The sequence below is a fragment of the Rhizobium sp. 05L429 genome (assembly GCF_056397645.1).
In genome coordinates this window covers 81,415-104,804 of record NZ_JBFTNV010000003.1, presented here as the reverse complement: position 1 = coordinate 104,804, position 23,390 = coordinate 81,415, and the positions used below count along the sequence as shown (strand labels likewise).

General features: G+C 60.7%; 18 protein-coding genes. 13 read left to right on the top strand and 5 right to left on the bottom strand.

What is annotated here, in order from left to right:
* Nucleotides 1-111: 111 nt before the first annotated feature.
* Nucleotides 112-1,395, top strand: a complete 1,284-nt coding sequence (locus tag AC1DNW_RS03775; protein WP_477851946.1) for a cystathionine gamma-synthase family protein — start codon at nucleotides 112-114, stop codon at nucleotides 1,393-1,395.
* Between the two features lie 142 nt (nucleotides 1,396-1,537).
* On the opposite strand, the gene AC1DNW_RS03770 is transcribed toward AC1DNW_RS03775, so the two are convergent.
* From AC1DNW_RS03770 to AC1DNW_RS03760, 3 genes are all read right to left on the bottom strand, one after another.
* Nucleotides 1,538-4,639, bottom strand: a complete 3,102-nt coding sequence (locus AC1DNW_RS03770; RefSeq protein ID WP_477851945.1) for an efflux RND transporter permease subunit — start codon at nucleotides 4,637-4,639, stop codon at nucleotides 1,538-1,540.
* Between the two features lie 9 nt (nucleotides 4,640-4,648).
* Nucleotides 4,649-5,893 (bottom strand): efflux RND transporter periplasmic adaptor subunit, encoded by a 1,245-nt coding sequence (locus tag AC1DNW_RS03765; protein ID WP_477851944.1) that lies wholly within the window; start codon nucleotides 5,891-5,893, stop codon nucleotides 4,649-4,651.
* A gap of 109 nt (nucleotides 5,894-6,002) precedes the next feature.
* Nucleotides 6,003-6,860, bottom strand: coding sequence for a MipA/OmpV family protein (locus AC1DNW_RS03760; RefSeq protein WP_477851942.1), 858 nt, complete (start codon nucleotides 6,858-6,860; stop codon nucleotides 6,003-6,005).
* A 224-nt stretch (nucleotides 6,861-7,084) separates the two neighbouring features.
* On the opposite strand from AC1DNW_RS03760, the gene AC1DNW_RS03755 reads away from it, so the two are divergent.
* From AC1DNW_RS03755 to AC1DNW_RS03725, 7 genes are all read left to right on the top strand, one after another.
* Entirely contained in the window at nucleotides 7,085-7,834 is a 750-nt protein-coding gene (locus tag AC1DNW_RS03755) for a response regulator transcription factor (RefSeq protein WP_477851941.1), read from the top strand.
* Entirely contained in the window at nucleotides 7,827-9,137 is a 1,311-nt protein-coding gene (locus AC1DNW_RS03750) for an ATP-binding protein (protein WP_477851939.1), read from the top strand. Before AC1DNW_RS03755 ends, AC1DNW_RS03750 begins: the two co-directional genes overlap by 8 nt.
* Before the next feature lie 366 nt (nucleotides 9,138-9,503).
* On the top strand, nucleotides 9,504-10,706 hold the full coding sequence (locus tag AC1DNW_RS03745; protein WP_113310579.1) for an MFS transporter: 1,203 nt from the start codon (nucleotides 9,504-9,506) through the stop codon (nucleotides 10,704-10,706).
* Nucleotides 10,707-10,917: 211 nt separating this feature from the next.
* Nucleotides 10,918-11,478, top strand: coding sequence for an FMN reductase (gene msuE, locus AC1DNW_RS03740; RefSeq protein ID WP_113300400.1), 561 nt, complete (start codon nucleotides 10,918-10,920; stop codon nucleotides 11,476-11,478).
* A gap of 240 nt (nucleotides 11,479-11,718) precedes the next feature.
* Nucleotides 11,719-12,555 carry a MetQ/NlpA family lipoprotein gene (locus AC1DNW_RS03735; RefSeq protein WP_477851938.1) on the top strand — a complete coding sequence of 279 codons (837 nt, stop codon included), beginning with the start codon at nucleotides 11,719-11,721 and terminating at the stop codon, nucleotides 12,553-12,555.
* An 85-nt stretch (nucleotides 12,556-12,640) separates the two neighbouring features.
* The gene (locus tag AC1DNW_RS03730) at nucleotides 12,641-13,723 is read left to right on the top strand and encodes a methionine ABC transporter ATP-binding protein (RefSeq protein ID WP_477851937.1); all 1,083 of its coding nucleotides are present in this window, start codon (nucleotides 12,641-12,643) and stop codon (nucleotides 13,721-13,723) included.
* The gene (locus tag AC1DNW_RS03725) at nucleotides 13,704-14,357 is read left to right on the top strand and encodes a methionine ABC transporter permease (RefSeq protein ID WP_113300398.1); all 654 of its coding nucleotides are present in this window, start codon (nucleotides 13,704-13,706) and stop codon (nucleotides 14,355-14,357) included. The genes AC1DNW_RS03730 and AC1DNW_RS03725 overlap by 20 nt, the downstream gene beginning before the upstream one ends.
* Before the next feature lie 3 nt (nucleotides 14,358-14,360).
* Here AC1DNW_RS03725 and AC1DNW_RS03720 read toward each other — a convergent pair whose 3' ends face one another.
* On the bottom strand, nucleotides 14,361-15,716 hold the full coding sequence (locus tag AC1DNW_RS03720) for an LLM class flavin-dependent oxidoreductase (RefSeq protein WP_477851936.1): 1,356 nt from the start codon (nucleotides 15,714-15,716) through the stop codon (nucleotides 14,361-14,363).
* 205 nt (nucleotides 15,717-15,921) lie between these two features.
* Between AC1DNW_RS03720 and tauA the strand changes: the two genes are divergently transcribed.
* The 4 genes from tauA to scpA all read left to right on the top strand — a co-directional run bounded on the left by tauA (nucleotide 15,922) and on the right by scpA (nucleotide 20,845).
* The gene (gene tauA / locus AC1DNW_RS03715) at nucleotides 15,922-16,926 is read left to right on the top strand and encodes a taurine ABC transporter substrate-binding protein (protein ID WP_477851935.1); all 1,005 of its coding nucleotides are present in this window, start codon (nucleotides 15,922-15,924) and stop codon (nucleotides 16,924-16,926) included.
* Between the two features lie 62 nt (nucleotides 16,927-16,988).
* Nucleotides 16,989-17,783: a taurine ABC transporter ATP-binding protein gene (locus AC1DNW_RS03710; protein ID WP_477851933.1), complete on the top strand. Its 795-nt coding sequence runs from the start codon at nucleotides 16,989-16,991 to the stop codon at nucleotides 17,781-17,783.
* Nucleotides 17,780-18,610 (top strand): ABC transporter permease subunit, encoded by an 831-nt coding sequence (locus tag AC1DNW_RS03705; protein WP_477851932.1) that lies wholly within the window; start codon nucleotides 17,780-17,782, stop codon nucleotides 18,608-18,610. The genes AC1DNW_RS03710 and AC1DNW_RS03705 overlap by 4 nt, the downstream gene beginning before the upstream one ends.
* A 99-nt stretch (nucleotides 18,611-18,709) precedes the next feature.
* Entirely contained in the window at nucleotides 18,710-20,845 is a 2,136-nt protein-coding gene (gene scpA, locus AC1DNW_RS03700; protein WP_477851931.1) for a methylmalonyl-CoA mutase, read from the top strand.
* 1 nt (nucleotide 20,846) lies between these two features.
* Here scpA and AC1DNW_RS03695 read toward each other — a convergent pair whose 3' ends face one another.
* Nucleotides 20,847-22,007 (bottom strand): fumarylacetoacetate hydrolase family protein, encoded by a 1,161-nt coding sequence (locus AC1DNW_RS03695; protein ID WP_477851930.1) that lies wholly within the window; start codon nucleotides 22,005-22,007, stop codon nucleotides 20,847-20,849.
* Between the two features lie 367 nt (nucleotides 22,008-22,374).
* On the opposite strand from AC1DNW_RS03695, the gene AC1DNW_RS03690 reads away from it, so the two are divergent.
* Nucleotides 22,375-23,385, top strand: coding sequence for a Gfo/Idh/MocA family protein (locus AC1DNW_RS03690; RefSeq protein ID WP_477851929.1), 1,011 nt, complete (start codon nucleotides 22,375-22,377; stop codon nucleotides 23,383-23,385).
* The last annotated feature ends 5 nt before the right edge of the window (nucleotides 23,386-23,390 follow it).

Here is a 23,390-nt window from a genome sequence, read left to right as displayed (position 1 = left end):
AAATTTGCCTGGCCATCTGCAAAGGGTGTTCCTCTGCCGCCGCAGCGCTCCAGATATTAGTGAGGCGCGGGCACATTGATGCCGGAAGCCGCTAATTGAGGGAGACGTTTCATGACTGCACCGCATCCTCCAAGAACCCATATCGGCAATCATCCCCTGCATCCGGAAACCCAGATGCTGAACTACGGGTATGATCCCGAACTCTCCGAAGGCGCGGTCAAGCCGCCTGTCTTCCTGACGTCCACGTTCGTTTTCAACTCCGCCGAAGACGGTCGCGATTTCTTCGATTACGTTTCGGGTCGGAAGGAGCCGCCGGAAGGTAAGGGCGCGGGCCTTGTCTATTCGCGCTTCAATCATCCAAACAGCGAGATCATCGAAGATCGTCTGGCGGTCTACGAGCAAGCCGAGAGCGGCGCGGTGTTTTCATCGGGAATGTCCGCCATCGCGACGGTCCTGCTTGCCTTCGTCCGTCCGGGAGATGCCATCCTCCACTCACAGCCGCTCTATGGCGGGACGGAAACATTACTTGCCAAGACCTTCCTCAATTTTGGCGTTTCCGCCGTCGGTTTTGCCGATGGCGTCAGCGAAGTCTCGGTAAGGGCCGCGGCCGAGGAAGCAATGGCCAAGGGCAATGTCTCGGTCATCCTCATCGAGACGCCCGCAAACCCGACCAATAGCCTTGTCGACATCGCAATGATCCGGCGGATTGCCGATGCGATTGGTCAGAAGCAGGGCCATACGCCTATTGTCGCCTGCGACAACACTCTGCTCGGCCCGGTTTTCCAGCGCCCGATCGGGCATGGTGCGGACATTTCCCTCTATTCCCTGACCAAATATGTCGGCGGCCATTCGGATCTGATCGCCGGGGCGGCACTCGGCAACCGGGCGCTCATCAAGCAGGTGAAGGCGCTTCGCGGCGCTATCGGCACGCAGCTCGATCCGCATTCATGCTGGATGCTCGGGCGTTCACTCGAAACGTTGCAGATCCGCATGGAACGGGCCAACAGCAACGCGAAGGCGGTGGCGGATTTCCTGAGGCAGCATCCCAAGGTCGAGACGATCCACCACCTGCCATACAGCGATCCCGATTCCGCCGTCGGCAGAACATTCGCGGCCCAGTGCAGCGGCGCCGGTTCGACATTTTCCTTCGATATCAAGGGCGGCCAACCGGCCTCGTTCCGGTTCCTGAACACGTTGAAAATCTTCAAGCTTGCCGTCAGCCTCGGAGGAACGGAATCCCTGGCATCGCATCCGGCGACGATGACGCATTCCGGCGTGCCGGCCGAGGTGCGCCAGCGTATCGGTGTCCTTGATGCAACGATCAGGCTGTCGATCGGCATCGAACATCCAGACGACCTTATTGCCGATCTCACCCTGGCGCTCGATGCGGCGTAAATCGCCGCATCCGTGCCTAGCCCGATATCGGTCGGCTGAGGTGCTCGGAATTTGAGGGTAGATGATGCGTCCAACGCCATCCGCTATTGGCCATCGATCCCGAGGCACCCATGAATCCTAGCTTTCAGATCATCCAACAGCACTACCCGCGCAAACTGTCGGGGCCTTCGATGAAGGCGCCGCCTGAGCTATCAGCGGCAGCTTCGCCACCCGGTATCTTCCGTGCCAGGCGTTTGATCGCATCGCCGAGATCGGCGATTAGGACATGGCTTGCGGGAACAACGACGAGCGAAAGAACCGTTGAAACCATCAGTCCGCCGATGACCGCCACCGCCATAGGTGCTCTGAACTCGCCACCGATTTCGTGGCCGAATGCCGCCGGCACCATGCCGGCCACCATCGCCAATGTCGTCATAATGATCGGGCGCAGCCGCTCGGCACAGGCTTCGATGGTCGCCTCGATGCGTGACAGGCCCGAACGCTCGAGCTCGATTGCGAAATCGACAAGCATGATCGAATTCTTCACGACGATGCCCATCAGCATGAGGATCCCGATGACGACCGGCAGCGACACGGGATAGCCGGTGACGATGAGGGAGGCAACGACGCCTGAAAGCGCAAGCGGAAGAGGGGTGACGATCGTCAGCGGTGTGAGCGGGCTGCCGAAGAGCAAGATGAGCACGACCACCACAAGGCTCAAGCCCGCGATCATGGCGAAAGCAAAACTCGTAAAAACGCTGTCCTTGGAATCGGAATCGCCGGTTGCCCGCATTTCGACCTCCGCCGGCAGCGCCCTGACGGAGGGCAGGTCCCTGAGCGCTGCGATGCCCTCGCCCTGCGTGATACCTGGCGCAAGGTCGGCGCCGATTTCAACCCGACGCTGGCGTTCCATGCGATGGATGACGGAAGCGCTTTCACTTTCCTCCAGGCGTGCGACTGCCTCAAGCGGCACGAGGGTTCCCGATGACGTCATGACCCGTAACTGTCGCAGCTTCTCCGAACGGTCTATCCCGGCATCCTCGACGAGCGTGCGGATCGGGATCAATCTGCCGTTGTCCTTGAATGATGGCAGCCTCGAATCAGAATCTCCCAAGGTCGCGACCCTGATTGCTGTCGCGATCTCTCTCGCACTGACGCCAAGATCGGCGGCGCGCTCCGGCGACACGACCACCCCAAGTTCTGGCTGGCGCGTCGCTTCCGAAGAAGCCGGATTGACGAACATCGTGTTGGAGCGCATTTCGCCCAGCATTGCGCGGGCGGCCCTCGACGCCTGCTCGCCATTGACGCTCAGGATTGCGAACGACACATCCCGGCCGCCGCGGTCGTTGATGAATTCGAAGCGAAGGTCGGGAATGGCTTTCAACAGAACCTCGGCCTTTTCCTGGATTTGCTCGAGCGGAAGCTTACGCTGGCTACGATCTGCAAGGGACATCACGATGGTCGACTTGCGGATATCGCGTACGCCGTCGGACCCTGATCCGGCGCGCACGAACACGGTCTTGATATCCTCGATCCCCCTGAGACGACGGGTAACCAGATCGCTTACCTCCTCATTGTCGGCAAGCGTCGAGCCTGGCGGCAGCTCGATCGACACCGTGATCCGGCCGGTATCTTGCGCCGGCAGAAACGCGGTCGGCAGGAAACCGGCAAGCAGGATCGTCAGGGCAAAGAGCCCGGCCGCCAGTCCGGCTGTGATCCATCGCCATCTGATCGCCACGCCGACGAGCGCGCGATAGCGCACAACCAGCCGCCCTTCCGCGTGCGGTTTGCTCGGTGAGGTCAGAAAATAAGCAGCGATCAGCGGGGTTACCAGGCGCGCGACGAGGAGCGAGAAGAAGACGGCAATCGCGACCGTCAGGCCAAACTGGCGGAAATATTGGCCTACTTCGCCGGGCATCATGCCGACAGGGGCGAAGACGGCAATGATGGCGGCCGAGATCGCAATGACGGCGAGGCCGATCTCGTCTGACGCGTCGATCGCAGCCTTATAGGCGCTTTTGCCGAGGCTCTTGTGACGGACGATGTTTTCGATCTCGACGATGGAGTCGTCGACGAGAATTCCCGTCACCAGCGTGATTGCAAGCAGGCTCAGCATGTTGAGCGAGAAGCCGGCCAGTTCCATCACCCAGAAGGTCGGGATTGCCGAAAGTGGCAGGCTGATGGCGGCAATGAGCGTGGCGCGCCAGTCGCGCAGGAAGAGGAAGACGACGAGCACGGCAAGGATCGCCCCCTCGATCAGCGTGCTGCGGGCAGACAGGAAGTTTGCGAGTGTCAGCGTGACGCTGTCGTCGACGATTTTGAACTGCGTTCCGGGCCTCGAACCGGCTATTTCCTCAAGAGCCGTGGCAACTTTTTCGGCAACGTCGACGTCTCCAGCACCCGTCGCCTTGTAGACCGTAAAGCCGATCGCCGGCTCGCCGTCGAGGCGCGCGAAATCCTGTCGTTTCTCCCTCGTGTCTGCAACCGTGGCGACATCGGAGACCGAGACGCTCTTTCCCTGCGGCAAGGCAAGACGAATGGCCCTGAGTTCGTCGAGGGTTGTAACGGCTGCCTTTGTTGCCACCGTCATGTCCTGCGCGTCGACATTGCCCCGCCCAGACGGCAGATTGAACTGGCTTGCGGCGATCTGATCGCTGACCGAGGCCGCCGTCAGGGCGAGAGGGGCGAGCCTATCCGCCTTCAGGAGAACATGGATTTCGCGGTTGACGGTGCCGACGAGCTCGACGCGGCCAAATCCGGCCAACCCCTGGAGCTTTCTCACGACGACGTCGTTGATGAAAAAGGACAGATCTTCCGCCGACATCGAGCCGTTATGGGCCGAATAGGTGACGACAGGCTGGTTTTCGGATTCGATCCTATTGATGACCGGTTCATCGATGGCGGCAGGCAGGCGATCGCGGATCTTCGTGACCGCGTCCCTGACGTCGGAGACGGCCCGGTCGACCGGCACGCCGATTTCAAACTCGACCGTGGTCTCCGATCGACCTTCGGAAATCGTCGAACTGATGTGCTTGATATCGGAAAGGGTCGCGACGCTGTCCTCGACGAGCCTGGTGATCTGGATTTCGATCTGATCGGGTGCAGCCGCGGGTTCTTCGACGGTCACGCCGACCGTCGGCACATTGATGGCCGGAAAATAGGTGATCGGCAGCGTTCCATAGCTCTTCAGCCCGAGGCCGGTGAGGATGACGAACAGGAGGATGACGGGCAGCGGGGTGCGGATCGCCCATGCGGAGATGTTCATCGGATGACCTCAGTTGCCTTCAGAGACCGGGCTTGCATCGGCTTGCACCATGACCGGGACCGCCTGGTCGCCGGCCTCCATGAAGCCACCCGACTTCGTCACCACCAGGTCGCCTTCGTCGACGCCGGAGCGGATCTCAACGAAACCGGCCTGGCGAAAACCGAGCGAAACCAGCTTTCGTTCGATGCGATTGTCCTTAAGGATCTTGATCGATGGTTCCTCACCGGAGCTGGCAATCGCCGAGGCGGGCAGGAATATGCCTTTGCTGCTTCCGATCTCGATGCGCGCCGAGGCAAAGGCGCCAATTGGGGCCGTCAATCCACGGGGCAGAGTGATCCGTGCGCGTCCGAGCCGTGTCCGGTCGGCGAGCGCCGGTGCGACGAAGCGGACGGCGCTTGTCAAACCGTCATGATCCTCACCGAGCAAAACATGAACGACGGCGCCGACGAGCACGACATCGAACTGAGCCTGTGGGATTTCTGCTTCCAGTTCGAACTGGTCGTCATTGGCGATGATGAAGAGCTGCTCGCTGGATGAGGAGGCGGTCGCGCCGACCTTGGCGGACCGGTTGATGATCCGGCCTGCCACCGGCGCCACAATCGTCGCATAGCTCAGTCGCAATTCAATATCCTTGCGCGCCGCAGCGACGGTCTTGACGGCAGCTTCTCCCGATTGGACGGCCTGCCTGCTGGCCCGCACGCTCACCTCTGCGCGCGCGAGCGCCTTTTGTCGCTGTTCGAGTGCTTCTTGCGACATCAACCCCTTGGGAACGAGCTTTTGCGCGCGCGTAAGATCGGCCTCGGCCTCCTCCTGCGAAATCAAGGCATTGTCGAGTGCGCTTGAGGCCTGCCCGAGTTGAGCTGCTGCGCTCGCCGCCTGCGCGTCGTTTTGCATAAGCTCGACATCGATCCTCGACGTATCCAATGTCGCAAGCACCTGTCCGCGGCTGACGAGATCGCCTTCTTCGGCGGCGATCGAGACTATCCGGGCTCCGGAGAGATCGGTGTTGACCAGCGTCGTTTCCCGCGCGACGACCGTGCCGACGACGGAAACGCTCTGTTCGAGAACCTGGGCTCTCGCAGCGATAACCGACACTTTCGGCCCCTCCATGTCAGCGGCGAGACCGTGGATCGGGAGCCCGGCGGTCGCAGACAGCAGGACGATCGATAGCAGGACACCCGTTCTGGGGTTTTGGGACGGCCGGTCGCCCTGCGACAGGCAGGGCGTGCGAGAGAGCGGCGTGAAGGAGGTCATCAATTCATTCCCTGGGCGATTTTCGTTTAATTGCCGGACGTTTAGGGCCGCCGCGTCGGCGACCCCATGGGTTTTGGACAGCTCGCAATGATGCTTTGACCGACCGGGGTCAGAACCGGTAACCTAGCATCAGCATGGTTTGCGACTGGACCTTTTCCTTGACGATCGGGCTGTCTGCAGCGTCTCCGACCAGGAAGCTCACGCCTTGCTCGCCCCTGACCACCCAGTTCTCGTTAATCAGGTAGGTGGCGGAAGCGGAGAGATCGACGCTCTTGATCCCAGCCCCGGCCTTGTACTGAGCATGACCGGAGCGGGCCGACTGGCCAGCGTCGACACCGAAATAGGCTTCCATATAGTTATCGTCCGCAAAGGTGGCGGAGGCTTCGGCGCCGAGGATGAGATGCTCCGACAGGGGCTGCGAGATTGCCGCGCCGGCGGTTGCGAGCAGGCCCTTGCTTCCGCCGATCGTCTTGTCGACCGAGACGAAGATATTCGCAGGCCCGAACGTGTAAGTGGCCTTGCCGCCGACCGTCGCGCCGAAATCGATGTCGCCCATTCCGCGCAGCGTGTCCGCATCGTCTTCATCACGGCCCGAGTCGTAGCCGACATTGACGTCGAAGCGGAAAGCGTCCTTTTCGAAGGCTTTAATCCCGATGCCAGTTGGATCGATGGTGATCCGGTCGAAGAGTTCGGCCGATACGAAGGGGAAGGGCGAGACTTCAAACTCGTCGCTTCCCTCATATTTCGGTTTGAAGACAGCGCCGGCGCCGACGACGACGTGCCAATCGTGCAACGCCTGGCGAACCGGGCCAAAACGCTCCGGGTCCGGCGGTGGCGGTTCCTGCGCGGCCTGCCCCTCATTTGTGAAGTCGGCGGCTTGTACGGCAAAGGGCGATAAAAATAGCGACGCCACGGCGATGGAAAGCAGCCGGGACCGATCCGCGGTCAGTTTTAGAGAGGCAGACATGAATGCTCCGAGGTTGACTTTGCGCGCATCCCCCCGAGACCGACCTGGAAGCGCGCCACGCCTTAGCAGTGCCATGTGCGGGCGGCACCGCGTGTTGGATGTTGTTAAGAGTTGTTTCTGCTTGAGTGGCCGTTCTGCGCCGTAGAAACATTTCTTCATAATCGCGGGCGGGGACGCTCTCGCCTGCCATGATAAGGATGAGAGGAAGAACGGAGGTGGCGTGATTGGTTGATGAGCGCACACGAGCGGCTGTCGAACGGCCGAGGATACTGATTGTCGAAGACGATCGTCAGATCGCCGAAATGCTGAGGGACAGTCTTGTCGAGCAGGGTATGGATGTGGAGCTCGCGGGCGACGGCGCAACGATGGACGCGAAGATGCGGGCTATGCCCTTCGATCTCGTTGTCCTCGATGTCATGCTGCCGGGCGAAGATGGTCTCAGTCTCTGCCGGCGCCTGCGCGCAGGCGGAGGCATCCCGATCCTGATGCTGACATCCTTGAGCACCGACATCGACAGGATCGTCGGGCTGGAGATCGGCGCGGACGACTACGTCACCAAACCCTTCGTTCTGCGTGAGCTGCTGGCCCGGATCAAAGGCCTCCTGCGCCGGTCGGGCTTGTCAGCACAGCGGGAGGCAAGGCCCGCGCACAGACTTTTGCGCTTCGAGGGCTGGCGGATCGATCCGGCCCGGCGTCAAGTCCACGATCCGGCCCAGGCCAGGATTGCCATGACGACCCACGAGTTCGACCTGCTTCTGGCCTTTTGCCGCAACGCCGGCCGGGTTCTGACCCGCGAGCAGCTGCTTGCGGTCACGCATGCCGGGCTTGCCGGTCCGATCGAGCGCAGCATCGACGTGCATATCAGCCGGCTCAGGCAGAAGATCGAGATGGACCCCCGCGATCCGCTCCTCATCAAGACGGTCCGGCTCGGCGGTTACGTCTTTACCGCCCAAGTGGAAGAGGCCGATGTTTAGACGCCTGCGTCGCGTGACGATGACGATCCGCGGCCAGATCACCATCATCATTCTGGTGGCGCTGGTGACGATCATCACTATGGGCGATGCGGTGGAGCGCTGGGCGAGGGAAGATCTTGCCGCCCCGGATCTCGAAAACATCGCCGAAAAGCTGAACGCCATCGCCGAGCTTCTCGGGTCCGCTTCGCCCGAAGACCGGCAGATCATCCTCGCCAACGCACGTCGCGCCGGCTGGCACATCGAACTCACGCCGACGGCGACCGCGAGCCGCTTTGCACAGTCTTCGAGCCATCAGAGCTTGCTGGACGTCGTCGCCGCCCGGCTGTTTCCGCCAGACAACGAACCGCCAATCGGCGGCTGGCAGACCTTCCTCGATGACCGGCGGGTGATTGCCGCCCGTGTCGACGACGGCACGATCGTCATTACCTCGGGTTTCCCGGATTCCATGCTGAGCAGCGCGTTCCTGGGACGCGGCCCCTATTACTTCGTCGCCTTTTTCGTATTGATCGGCTTTTTCTTCATATTCGCGATCAGGGCGATCACCGAACCCATACAGCGCATTGCCCATGCGGCAGCGGTTTCCGATATCACCACCGGTTCTCCTGTTTTCGAGGAGAAGGGAACGGTGGAGATTGTTGCATTAGCCCGGGCATTGAACGGCATGCGCCGGCGCATCCGTCTGATGATCGAAGCCCGCACCCGCATGCTGCGCGGCATCGGCCATGATCTGCGTACGCCGCTGACGCGGCTGAAGCTGCGTGTGGAGCGGATGGGGGAGAGCGGTCAGAAGGACGCCCTACTCTCCGACGTCGATCGGATCCAGAGCTTGCTCGTCGAGAGCCTGAATTATCTTCGAAACGACTATGCAACCGAAACCATCGAACTCGTCGACGTCGCAAGCATCCTGCAGACGGTCTGCAGTGAGTTTGCAGATATCGGCCACGCCGTCCAATACGCCGGGCCGAATCGGCTTCTTGCCAGATGCCGGCCGCTTTCCATCACGCGCGCGGTCACCAATCTTTGCGACAACGCCGTTAAATTTGCCGGCAAGGTCGAGGTGACGATGGCTGAGCGGCCGGATACCGTGCTGATCATTGTCGAGGATGACGGTCCAGGCATTCCGCAGGAGCTTCGAGAGCGGGTCCTTGAGCCTTTCTTCAAGTCGGACCAGTCTCGCGCTGGAGGCGGTTTCGGTCTCGGTCTGTCGATCGTTGCAGACATCGTTCACTCCCATCAAGGCACATTGGAGCTGCGGCAGCGTAATCCGGTCGGTCTCAGCGTTGTCGTGGCGATACCGAAATGAAACGGCGAGCGGCAACCTGCTATCGCAGGTTCTTCAAGACCAGCATCACCTGGTCTGCTCTTGGCGCCGAATGCGACTGACGGTAAAAACGCCCTCCTGATTATCTGCCGGCTCCAACCCCCGGACCGATCACCTGTGCCGGATCGGCACGCGAGGTGGCCGAATTGCAGGATCAGCAGTGAAAATCTTAGAACTCCGTACCGATCCGCACAAAACTGGGCTGTAATCGTCTCTCTTCATACGATAAATGCTTTTTCAGCGACCGCCGCTGACAACTCACTTCCGACGCCCCGATCGCCCCAACAACAGTCCGCACGAACCCCGACGACCGCCCGGCATCGTTCCGGCCGCGCAAGAGGAAGACCCATGGCATCCGTTGCCGAGAGCGCCCCCCGCTTTGAAAAGACCGCAATGTCCATTCTGGTGGCAGTCAGCTTCTGCCACATGCTCAACGACATCATGCAGTCGCTGCTTGCCTCGCTCTATCCGCTCTTCAAGGCCAATTATAACCTCGATTTCGTGCAGATTGGTCTTTTGACCATGACCTTTCAGGTCACGGCTTCGCTTCTCCAGCCGCTCGTCGGCATCGTCACCGATCGCTGGCCGATGCCCTATTCGCTGCCGGTCGGCATGGCGAGCACGTTCTGCGGCCTGATCCTGCTTGGCAATGCCGGCAGTTTCGAGCTGCTGCTGGTTGCCGCAAGCCTGATTGGCTTCGGCTCGGCGGTCTTCCATCCGGAATCCTCGCGCGTGGCGCGCCTTGCCTCCGGCGGTCGCCATGGCTTTGCACAATCGTTTTTCCAGGTTGGCGGCAATGCCGGTCAGGCGATCGGCCCCCTGCTGGCCGCCTTCATCGTGCTGCCGAACGGCCAGCACAGCGTGTCCTGGCTTTCCGGTATCGCCATGGTCGGCATGGTTGTCCTGAGCTGGGTCGGCAACTGGTATATGAGCCACCGCCGCCAAAACGCCAGCAAGGCGGCACCGAGCCGTACGCTGCCGCTGCCGCAGAACAAGGTCGTCTGGGCGCTGCTCATTCTCGTGCTGCTGACGGCGACGAAGAACGTCTACATGGCGAGTGTCTCGAGCTATTTCACCTTCTACGTCATCGACCGCTTTCAGCTTGGTGTGCAGCAGGCGCAGCTCATGCTCTTCCTCTTCCTGGGTTCGGTTGCCGCAGGCACCTTCCTCGGAGGGCCGATCGGCGATCGTTTCGGCGCACGCTTCGTCATCTGGTTCTCGATCCTCGGCGTCATCCCCTTCGCGCTGCTGCTGCCCTATGCGAACCTGTTCTGGACGTGCGTGCTCAGCGTCGTCATCGGCCTGATCTTCGCGTCGGCCTTCTCGGCCATCGTCGTCTTTGCGCAGGAGCTGGTACCGGGTCGCGTCGGCCTGATCGCCGGCGTCTTCTTCGGTTTCGCATTCGGTGCGGGCGGTCTCGGTGCGGCCTTCCTCGGCGGTTTTGCCGACTCGCACGGCATCGCGTTTGTCTACCGCATCTGCTCTTACCTGCCGCTACTCGGTCTGCTCACCATCTTCCTGCCGCGTATCCCCAAGCATCGCCCGGCATAGGCTCTCTCGTCTGCAAAGAGAAAAGGCAGCGGAAAGCGTTCCGCTGCCTTTTATTTCGAGGTAAGCGCAATCAGCGGCGTCCAGTTTGAGCGAACATATTTTCCCCGGCTTTTGACCAAGACGGATCGACATTCCTTTAATCTACTATTTTGATGGATAATATCCGTCTCATGATGCAGCCATCGACGGCGCGATAGTGGAAGGAAATGATATGTCTGCACCCAAACTGGTCGGTCTTGCCGGCAGCTTCAATCGTCCCTCGAAGACCTTTGCGCTGGTCGAGAATATCGCCGGCCTCGCCGCCGAAAAATATGGCTTCGACAACACGATCTACGACCTGACGGATGTCGGTCCCTCGCTCGGCCAGGCGTTGCGCCGCGACGATCTCGACAATCGCGCCCGGGAAATCATCGCCGACATCGCCAATGCGGACGTCCTCGTCATTGGCGCGCCGACCTTCAAGGGCAGCTATCCGGGCCTCTTCAAGCATCTGATCGATCTTATCGACCCGCATGAGTTGCGCGCCAAGCCGATCGTCATCACCGCGACCGGCGGCGGCGACCGTCATGCGCTGATGGTCGAGCATCAACTGCGCCCGCTCTTTGGTTTCTTCATGGCTCACACGCTGCCGACCGCCGTGTATGCCTCGGACCGCGATTTCACCGACTATCAGGTGTCTTCCGAGCCGTTGTCCAAGCGCATCGGGGAGGTGATAGGCGAACTTGCAGCCTTCTTTCCGGGGCGAACCTCAAGGCTGATCGCGGCCGAATAAACGGGCTTCAGGATTGATTTTCGGCGGCGCCTTCCGAGGCGCCGTTTTCATTCAAGCATATTTTAGCCTGACATTAATCCATCAATTTGGTAGAAATTTATCCTGCCACTATCCAAGACGCGGCAAGAGTTTTCCCGGCGATGACAGGACATCGGACGTTCGTGCTTCGCTCACAGCAAGCGCATTTGCAATTATCCGCCTGCTCGGGGCTCGGCCTCATTTAGTCAGACGGGATAAAAAATGACCAAGAACAAAAACATCAGCGCCATTTCGCTTTCGCGCCGCGCGGCCCTCGCTATTGCAGCCTCCGCGGCGGCACTTATTGCCTTTGCTGGGCCGGTTCCTTCCTTTGCTGCAGACAAGTCGATCAAGGTCGGCATCATGAGCGGCGAGGATGAGGATGTCTGGCGCGTCGTCACCGCTGAGGCTGCCAAGAAGGGCCTCAAGATCGAGACGATCACCTTCAACGACTACACCCAGCCGAACGAGGCGCTGGAGCGGGGCGAAATCGACGCCAATGCCTTCCAGCACCAGCCCTATCTGGACAACCAGGTGAAGCAGCACGGCTATCACATCGTTTCCGTCGGCTATACCGGTGTCTGGCCGATCGGCCTCTACAGCAAGAAGCACAAGTCGGTTGCCGAACTGCCCGAGGGCGCCGTGATCGGCGTGCCGAATGATCCGTCTAACGAAGGCCGTGCTCTGCGTGTTCTGCAGAACGAAGGCTTGATCAAGCTGAAGGATGGAACGGGCATTCTCGCCACGATCGTCGACGTCTCTGAAAACCCGAAGAATATCGAGATCCGCGAACTCGATGCCGGCATCGTCGGCCGTTCGATCGACGACCTCGACGCCGGCGTCGTCAACACCGATTGGGCGCTGAAGAGCGGTCTGTCCCCGGCAGAGCGTGTCGCCCAGGAGCCGATCGCCGACAATCCTTACCGCAACTTCATCGCCGTGAAGGAAGACAACAAGGATGCCGATTGGGTGAAGACTCTCGTCTCCTCCTATCAGAACGAGACGGTCAAGGCCGAATTCGATAAGGTGTATAAGGGTACTGGGCTCAGCGCCTATTGATTTCGCCGCCCTCTCTAGGGCGTCAATAACTGAGGCGGCCCGGGTCTTTGCCGGGGCCGCCTTCAGCGTTTGTGAAGGAATGATCATGAATTCAATTGTCTCAGCCTCAGGGATAGAGACGCCTCGCATCGACGCCGAAGAGGTCGTGCGTCTGAGAGATGTCAAGCGCAAGTTCGGCGCGACAGCCGCACTCGACGGTGTTTCGCTGACCGTGAAGAAGGGTGAAATTCTCGGCATCATCGGCCGCAGCGGCGCCGGCAAGTCGACGCTGATCCGTTGTCTCAACGGTCTCGAGCGCGCCGACAGTGGCGAGATCGTCATCGAGGGCCGCAACATTGCAGGTCTCGCCGAGCAGGAGCTGCAGCCATTGCGCCGTCGCATCGGCATGATCTTCCAGCATTTCAATCTTCTGTCGGCCAAGACCGTCGAGGATAATGTCGCCTTGCCGCTGAAGATCGAAGGCGTCGGCAAGGCCGAACGGCTGAAGCGGGCGCAGGAGCTTCTGGAACTGGTCGGCTTATCCGACAAGGCTACGGCTTATCCATCTTCGCTCTCAGGCGGCCAGAAGCAGCGCGTCGGCATCGCCCGCGCACTTGCCGCTCGCCCCGCTCTGTTGCTGTCCGACGAGGCGACCTCCGCGCTCGACCCGGAGACGACGCGATCCATCCTGGCTCTGCTGAAGGACATCAATCGTAAGCTTGGACTTACGATTCTGCTGATCACCCATGAAATGGAAGTCGTTCGCGGCATTGCCGATCGCGTTGCCGTCATCGATGCGGGCCGCATCGTGGAGGAGGGACAGGTCTGGTCGATCTTCGCAGATCCGCAGGCAGCGATCACCAAAAGCCTGCTCGGCGGTATCCGCCCGCAGCTTCCCGAACATATCGCCGCGCGGCTGTCGCATTCCGGCGGCACGGAAGTGATCCTGAGCGTCGATCTCGCCGGGCCGGAAGCGCAAGGTGCTCTCTTTGCCGATCTTTCGTCAGCGCTGCCGCACTCCTTCCGCCTCGTTCACGGTGGCATCGATCATATCCAGAACCAGCCGGTGGCGCGGTTCTTCATTGCCGTTCCTGCGCGCGATCCCGCGCTTGCAGAAAAGGTCGAACAATTTCTGAAGGCCCGGTCCGCCCGGGTGGAGGTGCTTGGTTATGACACCGATCATGATTAATCTGTTGCTGCGCTCCCTCTGGGAGACGGTGCTGATGACGGCGACATCCGGATTGATTTCGCTGGTTGCAGGCCTGCCGCTCGGACTGGCGCTGGTGCTGACCAACCGCGGCGGCATTGCCGAAAACCTCGCGATCAACCGCATTCTCGGCGGGGTTATCAACGGCTTCCGTTCGGTACCCTTCATTATCCTTCTGGTGGCGCTGATCCCGCTGACGCGCCTGATCGTCGGCACGGCGATCGGCACCTGGGCGGCTATCGTTCCGCTCGCTATTGCCGCGACACCCTATTATGCCCGTATCGCCGAGGTCTCGTTACGGGAGGTGGATCGTGGGCTGATCGACGCCGTGCGCGCCATGGGCGGCAATCGCTGGACGATCATCCGCGAGGTTCTCGTTCCCGAAGCCCTGCCGGGCATCGTCGCCGGCTTTACCGTCACGCTGGTGACGCTGATCGGTGCATCGGCCATGGCCGGCGCTATCGGTGCCGGCGGTCTCGGCGACCTCGCCATTCGCTATGGCTACCAGCGTTTCGAGACCAATGTGATGATCGCAGTCGTCGCCGTGCTCATCGTACTCGTCTGCGGCATCCAGTGGCTGGGCGACCGGCTGGTCGCCCGTCTGGATCACCGCTGAGATCTAGCGCCTGAAGCGAGCGGCGGGATGGCTGGCAGACAGTCGGCCATTTCCGCCGAACAGCTTCCGCCGCAGCGGTCCTTCCGCATAATCAGCCTTGAAGAGGCCGCGCTCCTGCAGGACCGGCACGACGAGATCGACGAAATCATTGAGGCTTTCCGGCGCCACCGTGCGCGCCAGATTGAAACCATCGATGTCGCCCTCCTCGATCCAGCGTTGCAGGACGTTGGCAATCTGCTCTGGCGAGCCGACGATCGGCTTCATGCGGCTGCCGAGCACCATCTGGTCGATGATCTGTCGCTTCGTCACCGGCTTTGCCGCCTGCTTGGTGATCGCCGCTAGGGCCGACTGATTGGCATTGGTCGAGCTCTGGTCGATCACTTCATCAAGGCCGTATTTCGAAAAATCGACTCCGACCGAGGCGGAGTAATGCGCCAGCGAGGCCTCGACGCTTGCATGCCGGCGATAGTCCTCAAGCTTTTCCTGCGCTTGGGCTTCGGTCTTTCCGACGACGACGGTTATGAGGCTCAGGATCTTGATTGCATCCGCGCCGCGACCATTCGCTTGTGTCTTGGAGCGCAGGGCATCGACCGTCGGGCGCGCCGATTGCGGCGTCGGTCCGGCGATGAAGACGCATTCGGCATGACGGGCGGCGAAATCCTGTCCGCGCGCCGAAGCGCCGGCCTGGAAGAGAAGCGGCGTGCGCTGCGGGGAGGGCTCCGCCAAGTGGATTCCCTCCATCTTATAATATTGGCCCTGATGGCTGACGGCGCGGACCTTCGACGCATCGGTGAAGATGCCGCGTTCCCTGTCGCGCAGCACCGCGCCGTCGTCCCAGCTTCCCTCCCAGAGCTTGTAGAGGATTTCGAGATATTCCTCGGCGGCGTCATAGCGCGCATCATGCTCCGGCAGCTTGTCGAATCCCATGCTGCGGGCAGCGCTGTCGAGATAGCCGGTGACGATATTCCAGCCGATGCGGCCCTTCGTCAGATGGTCTAGCGTCGACATGCGCCGCGCGAGAAGGAAGGGAGGCTCATAGGTCGTATTGACGGTCACGCCGAAGCCAAGATGCTTCGTGACATAGGCCATCGCCGAAATCGGCATCAGCGGGTCGTTGACCGGGATCTGCGCACCCGTTTCGATGACCGGGGCGGGACTGTTCTTGTAGACATCGTAGACGCCGACAATATCGGCCAGAAAAATGCCGTCGAGCTTGCCGCGTTCGGCCGTGCGCGCAAAATCCGCCCAGTAATCGAGATCGGTATAGTTGACCGAACGATCCCGGGGATGCGCCCACATGCCGTGATTTATGTGTCCGACGCAGTTCATGTCGAAGGCGTAGATCTGCATTTTCTTCATCAATACTGTCCTGAGATGTCAGTCGGTTATTTGGTGGAATTACCGGGCGGATCGGGAAACCACCGTTTCTCTCTCATTATTTAGAAGCAAATTATCTCTCATGCCCGATTACAGGAATTTTCTATCTCTATAAAATCTATGAATTTTACAATGATCTATTCACATTCCCGGGGCGGAATGATTTTGAACATTGCGGGAGAGGGATATGAAAATCAACCGACGCAACCTTCTGGGCACGGCCGCTGCCGCTGTCATGGCCTTGACCACCTATGCAGCCGATGCCGCCGACGTCACGCTCAATATCGGCTATCAGCCAATCGTCGAGCCTTCGCGCGTCCCGCAGGCCGATGGCACCTATGAGAAGGTGACCGGGGCGAAGATCAACTGGCAGAAATTCGATGGCGGCGCTGATGTCATCGCTGCCATCGCCTCCGGCTCCATCGACATCGGCTATGTCGGCTCGTCGCCGCTTGCGGCCGCAGCCAGCCGCGAATTGCCGATCGAGACGATCTACGTGGTCGGTCTCATCAGCGACGCCGAAGCGCTCGCTGTCAAGAACATCACCAAGCCCGAGGACCTCAAGGGCAAGAAGATCGCCACCCCCTTCGTCTCGACAGCGCACTACAGTCTGCTGACGGCGCTGAAGCACTGGAAAGTCGATCCGAAGTCGGTGCAGATCCTCAACCTGCGTCCGCCGGAAATCGCCGCCGCCTGGGAACGCGGTGACATCGACGGCGCCTATGTCTGGGATCCGGTCCTGGCGCAGCTCAAGAAGAGCGGCAGCGTGCTTGCCACTTCGGCCGATGTCGCCAAGTGGGGCGGCCCGACTTTCGATGCCTGGATCGTCAGCAAGAAATTTGCCGAGGCCCATCCTGACGTTGTCACCGGCTTCGTGAAGGTCACGGGTGCGGCTTACGCTTCTTATCTCGCCAATCCGGATAGCTGGAATGCGAAATCACCAGAAGCTGAGAAGATTGCCAAGCTCACCGGCGCCAAGACCGATGAAGTGCCGACTCTTCTCAAGGGCTACACTTTCCCGAGCCTGAAGGAACAGGCGAGCGCAGATCTCCTCGGTGGCGGTACGACGAAGGCTGTTGCCGAAACCTCGGCCTTCCTTCTGGAGCAGGGCAAGATTCCTGGCGTTCTGAAGGACTACAGCCCCTATGTTTCCGACCACTGGGTCAAGGAAGCAGCCAAAGCAGGTCTTTGATCCTCCCAAGGGTCCCGGCGCGGCTTCGGCTGCGCCGGTTTTTCTTAAAACAGGTGATGCCCATGAGCATACTTTCACTGCAGTCCCTATCGCTCGATTATGCCGAGGCAGGCAGTCGTCGGAAGAGACGTGTGCTCGATGGCATCAACCTGCATATTGCCTCCGATGAGTTCGTGGTGGTCATCGGCCGTTCGGGTTCCGGCAAGACCAGCCTTCTCAATATTGCTGCAGGCTTCACTGAGCCGAGCGAGGGGCGCGTGTTGGTCGACGGCAAAGAGATCGACGGGCCGGGCGTAGACCGGGCCGTGGTGTTTCAGGACGACGCGCTCTATCCCTGGCTGACCGCCGCCGGCAATGTGGCCTTTCCATTGAAGCTTCAGGGCATCCCGAAGGGCGATAGGCAGCGCCGCGCGGAAGAACTGCTGGTGAAGGTCGGCCTTGATGGCGCCGGTCACAAGAATATCTGGGAACTCTCAGGCGGCATGCGCCAGCGCGTCGGCATCGCCCGCGCGCTCGCCTCCGGCCCTCGCTTCCTGTTGCTTGATGAACCGCTCGGTGCGCTCGACGCGCTGACACGCAGCCGCATGCAGAAATTCCTGCTGGATGTCTGGGCGGAAAGCAAAACCGGTGCCCTGCTGATCACCCACAGCATTGACGAGGCCCTGTTGCTTGCGACACGCGTCATCGTGCTGGCGCCCAATCCCGGCCGCATCGTCGCCGACATCAGGACCGAGTTTGGCAAGGCGTTGCTCGACGGCAGAAGCGTCAAGGAGATCAAGTCGCTCACCGCGTTTAAAAATCTGCATGACGAACTGACCGCACTCATCCACGCGGATGAAGAGGAGATTGCTGCATGAGCGTCGAGGCGGAAACACTCACAGCCGCAGTGTCGGATCAGCCGGTAGAGGCGCGGCCGAAACGCCGTGGTACGCTGCCGATCTCGCTTGCAACCATCGTCGTCATTATCGCCGGCTGGAGCCTTGCTTCGGCCTATGGCGCAGTCTCGCCGGTCTTCCTGCCGTCGCCGCTTGTCGTGGCGAAATCGCTCGCCAATGTCGCGATCAACGGTTTCGTCGATTCCACGCTTGCCGAACATACGCTCGCAAGCCTGCTGCGCATCTTTGCAGCGCTCGCCGTTTCGCTCATCATCGGTGTGCCGGCAGGTCTTGCGATCGCCACCAGCCGCATCTGCAAGGGCATCCTTGATCCGATCGTCGAATTCCTGCGACCCCTGCCGCCGCTTGCCTATCTGCCGCTGATCATCATCTGGGTCGGCATCGGCGAGGCCTCGAAGGTTACCGTCATCTCGCTTGCCATGCTGCCGCCGATCATCCTGTCGACGGCAGCAGGCGTCAAATCCGCTCCCGGCGATTTCGTCAACGCTGCCCGCTCCTTCGGGGCGAGCCGGCTGCAGGTGCTGCTGCATGTCATTCTTCCGGGCGCCATTCCGTCCATCCTGACGGGTACGCGCATTGCGCTGGGCGCTGGCTGGTCGACGGTGGTCGCGGCCGAGCTCGTTGCGGCAAGCCAGGGCCTCGGCTTCATGATCCAGTCTGCCGCGCAGTTTCTTGTGACCGATATTGTCATCGGTGGGATCATTGTTATTGCCGCGATTGCCTTCCTGCTGGAGATCCTGGCGCGGCTGATCGAGCGGCGCTTCGTGCCCTGGGCCGCGCATCGCTGAACGTCTATCATCGCCTTGCCGATCAAATTATCCTAAGGCTGTATCGCGCCGCGTCACCGCATGATGGTAGCGTGGCGCGCAGACGATGCGGAGGATGATATGACGAAGAAGACGCTGTCGGATTGGGAGGCGCTGGCGGAAAAGGAGCTGCGTGCAGCACCTGATACACTGACCTGGCACACGCCTGAGGGCATCGACGTCAAACCGCTCTACACCGCCGCCGATCTCGATGGCGCCGACGCAGACAGCATGCCGGGCTTTGCGCCTTTCACGCGCGGTCCGCGCGCCACCATGTATGCCGGCCGGCCCTGGACGATCCGGCAATATGCCGGCTTTTCGACCGCCGAGGAGTCCAACGCCTTCTACCGCCGCAATCTCGCCGCCGGCCAGAAGGGCCTCTCCGTGGCCTTCGACCTTGCCACCCATCGCGGCTATGATAGCGATCATCCGCGCGTCGTCGGCGATGTCGGCAAGGCGGGCGTGGCGATCGACAGTGTTGAGGACATGAAGATCCTCTTCGACGGCATTCCGCTGCAGGACATGTCCGTTTCCATGACCATGAATGGCGCGGTCATACCGATTCTGGCGAATTTCATCGTCGCCGGTGAGGAGCAGGGCGTTGCGAAGGCGGAACTCTCTGGAACCATCCAGAACGATATCCTCAAGGAGTTCATGGTCCGCAACACCTATATCTATCCGCCGGAACCCTCGATGCGCATCGTCGCCGATATCATCGAATATACGGCGAAGGAGATGCCGAAATTCAATTCGATCTCGATCTCTGGCTATCACATGCAGGAGGCGGGCGCGACGCTGGTGCAGGAGCTTGCCTTTACGCTCGCCGACGGACGCGAATATGTGCGTGCGGCGATTGCCAAGGGTCTTGATGTCGATGACTTCGCCGGTCGGCTCTCCTTCTTTTTTGCGATCGGCATGAATTTCTTCATGGAGGCGGCCAAGCTTCGCGCGGCTCGGCAGCTCTGGACCCGCATCATGGAGGAGTTCGAGCCGAAGAAGGCAGCCTCCCTGATGCTGCGCACCCATTGCCAGACCTCGGGCGTCTCGCTGCAGGAGCAGGATCCCTATAACAACATCATCCGCACCGCCTTTGAAGCCATGTCGGCCGTGCTCGGCGGCACGCAGTCGCTGCACACCAATTCCTTCGACGAGGCGATTGCGCTGCCGACGGAATTTTCCGCCCGCATCGCCCGCAACACCCAGCTTATCCTGCAGCATGAGACCGGTGTCACCAAGGTCGTCGATCCGCTTGCCGGCTCCTATTATGTGGAGAGCCTGACGAAGGAACTGGCCGATAGAGCCTGGGCGCTGATTGAGGAGGTCGAGGCGCTTGGCGGTATGACAAAAGCCGTCAATGAGGGCCTGCCGAAGCGGCTGATTGAGGAAGCCGCCGCCCGCCGTCAGGCCGCCGTCGACAAGGGCGAAGAGGTCATTGTCGGGGTCAACAAGTACCGGCTCGAGGCCGAACAGCCGATCGATATCCTGGAGATCGACAACAGCGCGGTACGCGCCGCGCAGATCCGCCGTATCGAGGAGACCAAGCGCCGCCGCGACGGCGTGAAGGTCAAGGAAACGCTGGCGGCACTTCTGGAGATTGCCCGCAGCGGCAACGGCAACCTGCTGGCCGCTGCCGTCGAAGCGGCAAGGGCGCGGGCAACCGTCGGCGAAATCTCCGATGCGATGCGGGAGGTCTTCGGCGATCATTTTGCGACGCCCAAGGTGATCCGCGGCATCTATGGTGCGGCCTACCGGGACGAGCCGGAGCTTGACGTGCTCAAGGTGCGTATGGCGGAAGTAACAGAGACAATGGGCCGCAAGCCGAAGATCATGGTCGCCAAGCTCGGCCAGGACGGACATGACCGTGGCGCCAAGGTCATCGCCTCTGCCTTCGGCGATGTCGGCTTCGACGTCCTCGCCGGCCCGCTGTTCCAGACGCCCGAAGAGGCGGCCGGCATGGCGCTCGGCGAGAAGGTCAATGTCGTCGGCGTCTCGTCGCTGGCGGCCGGGCACAGGACGCTATTGCCGCAGCTGATCGATAAGCTGAAGGAACAAGGGGGAGGCGATATCATCGTCGTCTGCGGCGGCGTGATTCCGCGGCAGGATTACGAGTTCCTTCACGAACACGGCGTTGCCGCGGTGTTCGGTCCGGGGACGAACGTGCTCGAAGCCGCGAATTCCGTTCTCGACCTCCTGCAGGGTGTCAGGCGAAACCAGTAGCTCAGAGCAGCCCGCGCTTTGCGAGGTTGCCCATTAGCGAGGAAATGCCGAAGGTCCAGGGCGGGCATTCAGTCGAAAGCCTTACCGTGTTGACCAGCGCGCCAAGGCCCGCCGACGAGATTTCCACGACGTCGCCGATCTTGTGGGTAAACCCCTGATTCTTTGCGTCGCGATCCTGTGTCGGCGCAAACAGCGTGCCGAGGAACAGCATGAAACCATCCGGATACTGGTGGTGAGCGCCAACCGTTTGCTTGACGAGATCGGTCGGATCGCGGCTGATCTGCGACATGGAGCTCTTGCCGTGCAGCACAAAGCCGTCCGTGCCGGTGACCTTGAGGTCCAGCTCGGCTTTGCGTACGTTATCGAGGCTGTAGCTCGCATCGAAGAGGCGGATGAAAGGGCCGATGGAGCAGGAAGCGTTATTGTCCTTCGCCTTGCCGAGCAGCAGCGCCGAGCGGCCTTCGACATCCCGCAGGTTCACGTCGTTGCCAAGTGTCGCGCCCTTGATCTCGCCGCGGCTGTTGACCGCCAGAACGATTTCCGGCTCGGGATTGTTCCAGGTCGAGATCGGATGAAGGCCGACGTCCGACCCCCAGCCGACCGATGAGAGAACCGGCGACTTGGTGAAGACCTCGGCGTCCGGGCCGATGCCAACCTCAAGATATTGCGACCAGATGCCTTCTTCGATCAGCGCCTGCTTGACCGTGGCCGCCTCCGGCGAACCGGCCTTGATATTGGTCAGGCTTCCACCAATCAGCGTGCTGACGCGCTCGCGGATGGAGGCGGCGCGATCCGGGTTGCCGACGGCCTTTTCCTCGATGACGCGTTCAATCATCGATTGGGCGAAGGTTACGCCGCAGGCCTTGATCGCCTGCAGGTCCGCCGGCGCCAACAGATAGGCTTTACTCGCATCGGGCTTGCCTGTGCAGTTTGCCGCAACTTCCTCCAACCTACCGAGCGTTTTGCCGGCGGCAGTGCGGACGAATTCTGCCGCATCTGATCGCTCCAACAGCGCGCTCAGCGTTGGCGCTTCGGAAGAGGTAATGTCGACGAGGGCGCCGTCACGCAGCGTCACGATGCTCGGCCCGGCAACCTCCGGATTCCAGGCGCGGCCGACAAAGAGACCGCCTGAGACGGCAGCATCGAGGGGGAAATGGGACATGGCGATCTTCCGTCACGGGCGGAGCGGGGAGCGCTCCTGCGAAAAAATTGATGGGTGCCGTCCTCCAACCCGACGGCGATGAAAATCGAGCATATTCGTTGCAACAGAGCAAGTCTCGCTGCGAGAAAAGCGGTTCGCGTTGTATCGGGGGTATGGTCACGCGAGAACGCCAAATCAGTATTTCATCATAACTTATAACTATTTAGATACAAAATAACCTTTCTATTTCATATATTTAACGAGATGGCAAAACTCTTTTGCCGCTGATCTTGCCTTGACAGATCAGGTCTTTCGTTATCTGTTTTGCCCCATGGAGGAGGATCGGCGACCGCCGGACTCAGAAATCCCCCCGGGAGGAAATATTGCGATGTTGAGATTTGCCGTCGTCGGGATCGACCATGGGCATACGTTCGATCATGTGAAGGGATTGTTAGCCGCCGGTGCTGAATTCGTCGGTTATTGCCCGCAGACATCAGTGCCCGCACTCCGCGAGATGTTTGAAAAGACCTATCCGGATGCACCGCAGATCGACCGTGAAAAGATCTTTGCCGATCCCTCGATCAACGTGATCTGCATAGCCGCGATTCCTCGCGATCGGGCAGGCTTAGCGATCCGCGCCATGCAGGCCGGCAAGGATGTCATGACAGACAAGCCGGGCGTGACGACCTTCGCACAGCTCGAAGAGGTCAAGCGCACCGTTGCCGAGACCGGCAAGATTTTCTCCATCTGCTTTTCCGAACGCCATTGCGTGCGCTCCGCCGTGAAGGCCGGCAAGCTCGTCAAGGAAGGCGCGATCGGCAAGGTCATCCAGACGCTCGGCATGGGCCCCCACAGGCTGCAATTGCCGACGCGGCCGGACTGGTTCTTCGATCCGGAAGCCTTTGGCGGTATCATTGTCGATATCGCCTCGCATCAGGTCGACCAGTTCCTGTTCTATACCGGCTCGACGACGGGCGAGGTGGTGGCAAGCTCGGTTGGTAATTTCGGCATGCCTGAAAAGCCGGCCTTCGAGGATTTCGGCGAAGTGCTGCTGCGCTCCGACAAGGCGAGCGGTTATGTCCGCGTCGACTGGTTCACGCCCGACGCGCTACCGACCTGGGGCGACGGACGCCTGACCATCCTCGGGACCGAGGGTTATATCGAACTGCGCAAATATATCGATATTGCCGGCCGCCCCGGCAAGGATCACCTCTTCCTCGTCAACGGCAAGGAGATGACGCATATCGACTGCAGTGGTGAGAAGCTCGATTATTTCGATGCTTTCGCCGCCGATGTACGCGACCGCACCGAAACTGCGATGACGCAAGGCCACGTCTACGAAGTCTGCCGCCTTTCAATCGAAGCACAGACCAAAGCCACTCGTATCGGTAGCCGCTGAGGAAA

Bases quoted from the DNA above. Each gene is read 5' to 3' on its own strand.
- AC1DNW_RS03775 (WP_477851946.1), top strand. From the start codon at position 112: ATGACTGCACCGCATCCTCCAAGAACCCATATCGGCAATCATCCCCTG.
- AC1DNW_RS03770 (WP_477851945.1), bottom strand. From the start codon at position 4,639: ATGAACATCTCCGCATGGGCGATCCGCACCCCGCTGCCCGTCATCCTC.
- AC1DNW_RS03765 (WP_477851944.1), bottom strand. From the start codon at position 5,893: ATGACCTCCTTCACGCCGCTCTCTCGCACGCCCTGCCTGTCGCAGGGC.
- AC1DNW_RS03760 (WP_477851942.1), bottom strand. From the start codon at position 6,860: ATGTCTGCCTCTCTAAAACTGACCGCGGATCGGTCCCGGCTGCTTTCC.
- AC1DNW_RS03750 (WP_477851939.1), top strand. From the start codon at position 7,827: ATGTTTAGACGCCTGCGTCGCGTGACGATGACGATCCGCGGCCAGATC.
- AC1DNW_RS03745 (WP_113310579.1), top strand. From the start codon at position 9,504: ATGGCATCCGTTGCCGAGAGCGCCCCCCGCTTTGAAAAGACCGCAATG.
- msuE (WP_113300400.1), top strand. From the start codon at position 10,918: ATGTCTGCACCCAAACTGGTCGGTCTTGCCGGCAGCTTCAATCGTCCC.
- AC1DNW_RS03735 (WP_477851938.1), top strand. From the start codon at position 11,719: ATGACCAAGAACAAAAACATCAGCGCCATTTCGCTTTCGCGCCGCGCG.
- AC1DNW_RS03730 (WP_477851937.1), top strand. From the start codon at position 12,641: ATGAATTCAATTGTCTCAGCCTCAGGGATAGAGACGCCTCGCATCGAC.
- AC1DNW_RS03725 (WP_113300398.1), top strand. From the start codon at position 13,704: ATGACACCGATCATGATTAATCTGTTGCTGCGCTCCCTCTGGGAGACG.
- AC1DNW_RS03720 (WP_477851936.1), bottom strand. From the start codon at position 15,716: ATGAAGAAAATGCAGATCTACGCCTTCGACATGAACTGCGTCGGACAC.
- tauA (WP_477851935.1), top strand. From the start codon at position 15,922: ATGAAAATCAACCGACGCAACCTTCTGGGCACGGCCGCTGCCGCTGTC.
- AC1DNW_RS03710 (WP_477851933.1), top strand. From the start codon at position 16,989: ATGAGCATACTTTCACTGCAGTCCCTATCGCTCGATTATGCCGAGGCA.
- AC1DNW_RS03705 (WP_477851932.1), top strand. From the start codon at position 17,780: ATGAGCGTCGAGGCGGAAACACTCACAGCCGCAGTGTCGGATCAGCCG.
- scpA (WP_477851931.1), top strand. From the start codon at position 18,710: ATGACGAAGAAGACGCTGTCGGATTGGGAGGCGCTGGCGGAAAAGGAG.
- AC1DNW_RS03695 (WP_477851930.1), bottom strand. From the start codon at position 22,007: ATGTCCCATTTCCCCCTCGATGCTGCCGTCTCAGGCGGTCTCTTTGTC.
- AC1DNW_RS03690 (WP_477851929.1), top strand. From the start codon at position 22,375: ATGTTGAGATTTGCCGTCGTCGGGATCGACCATGGGCATACGTTCGAT.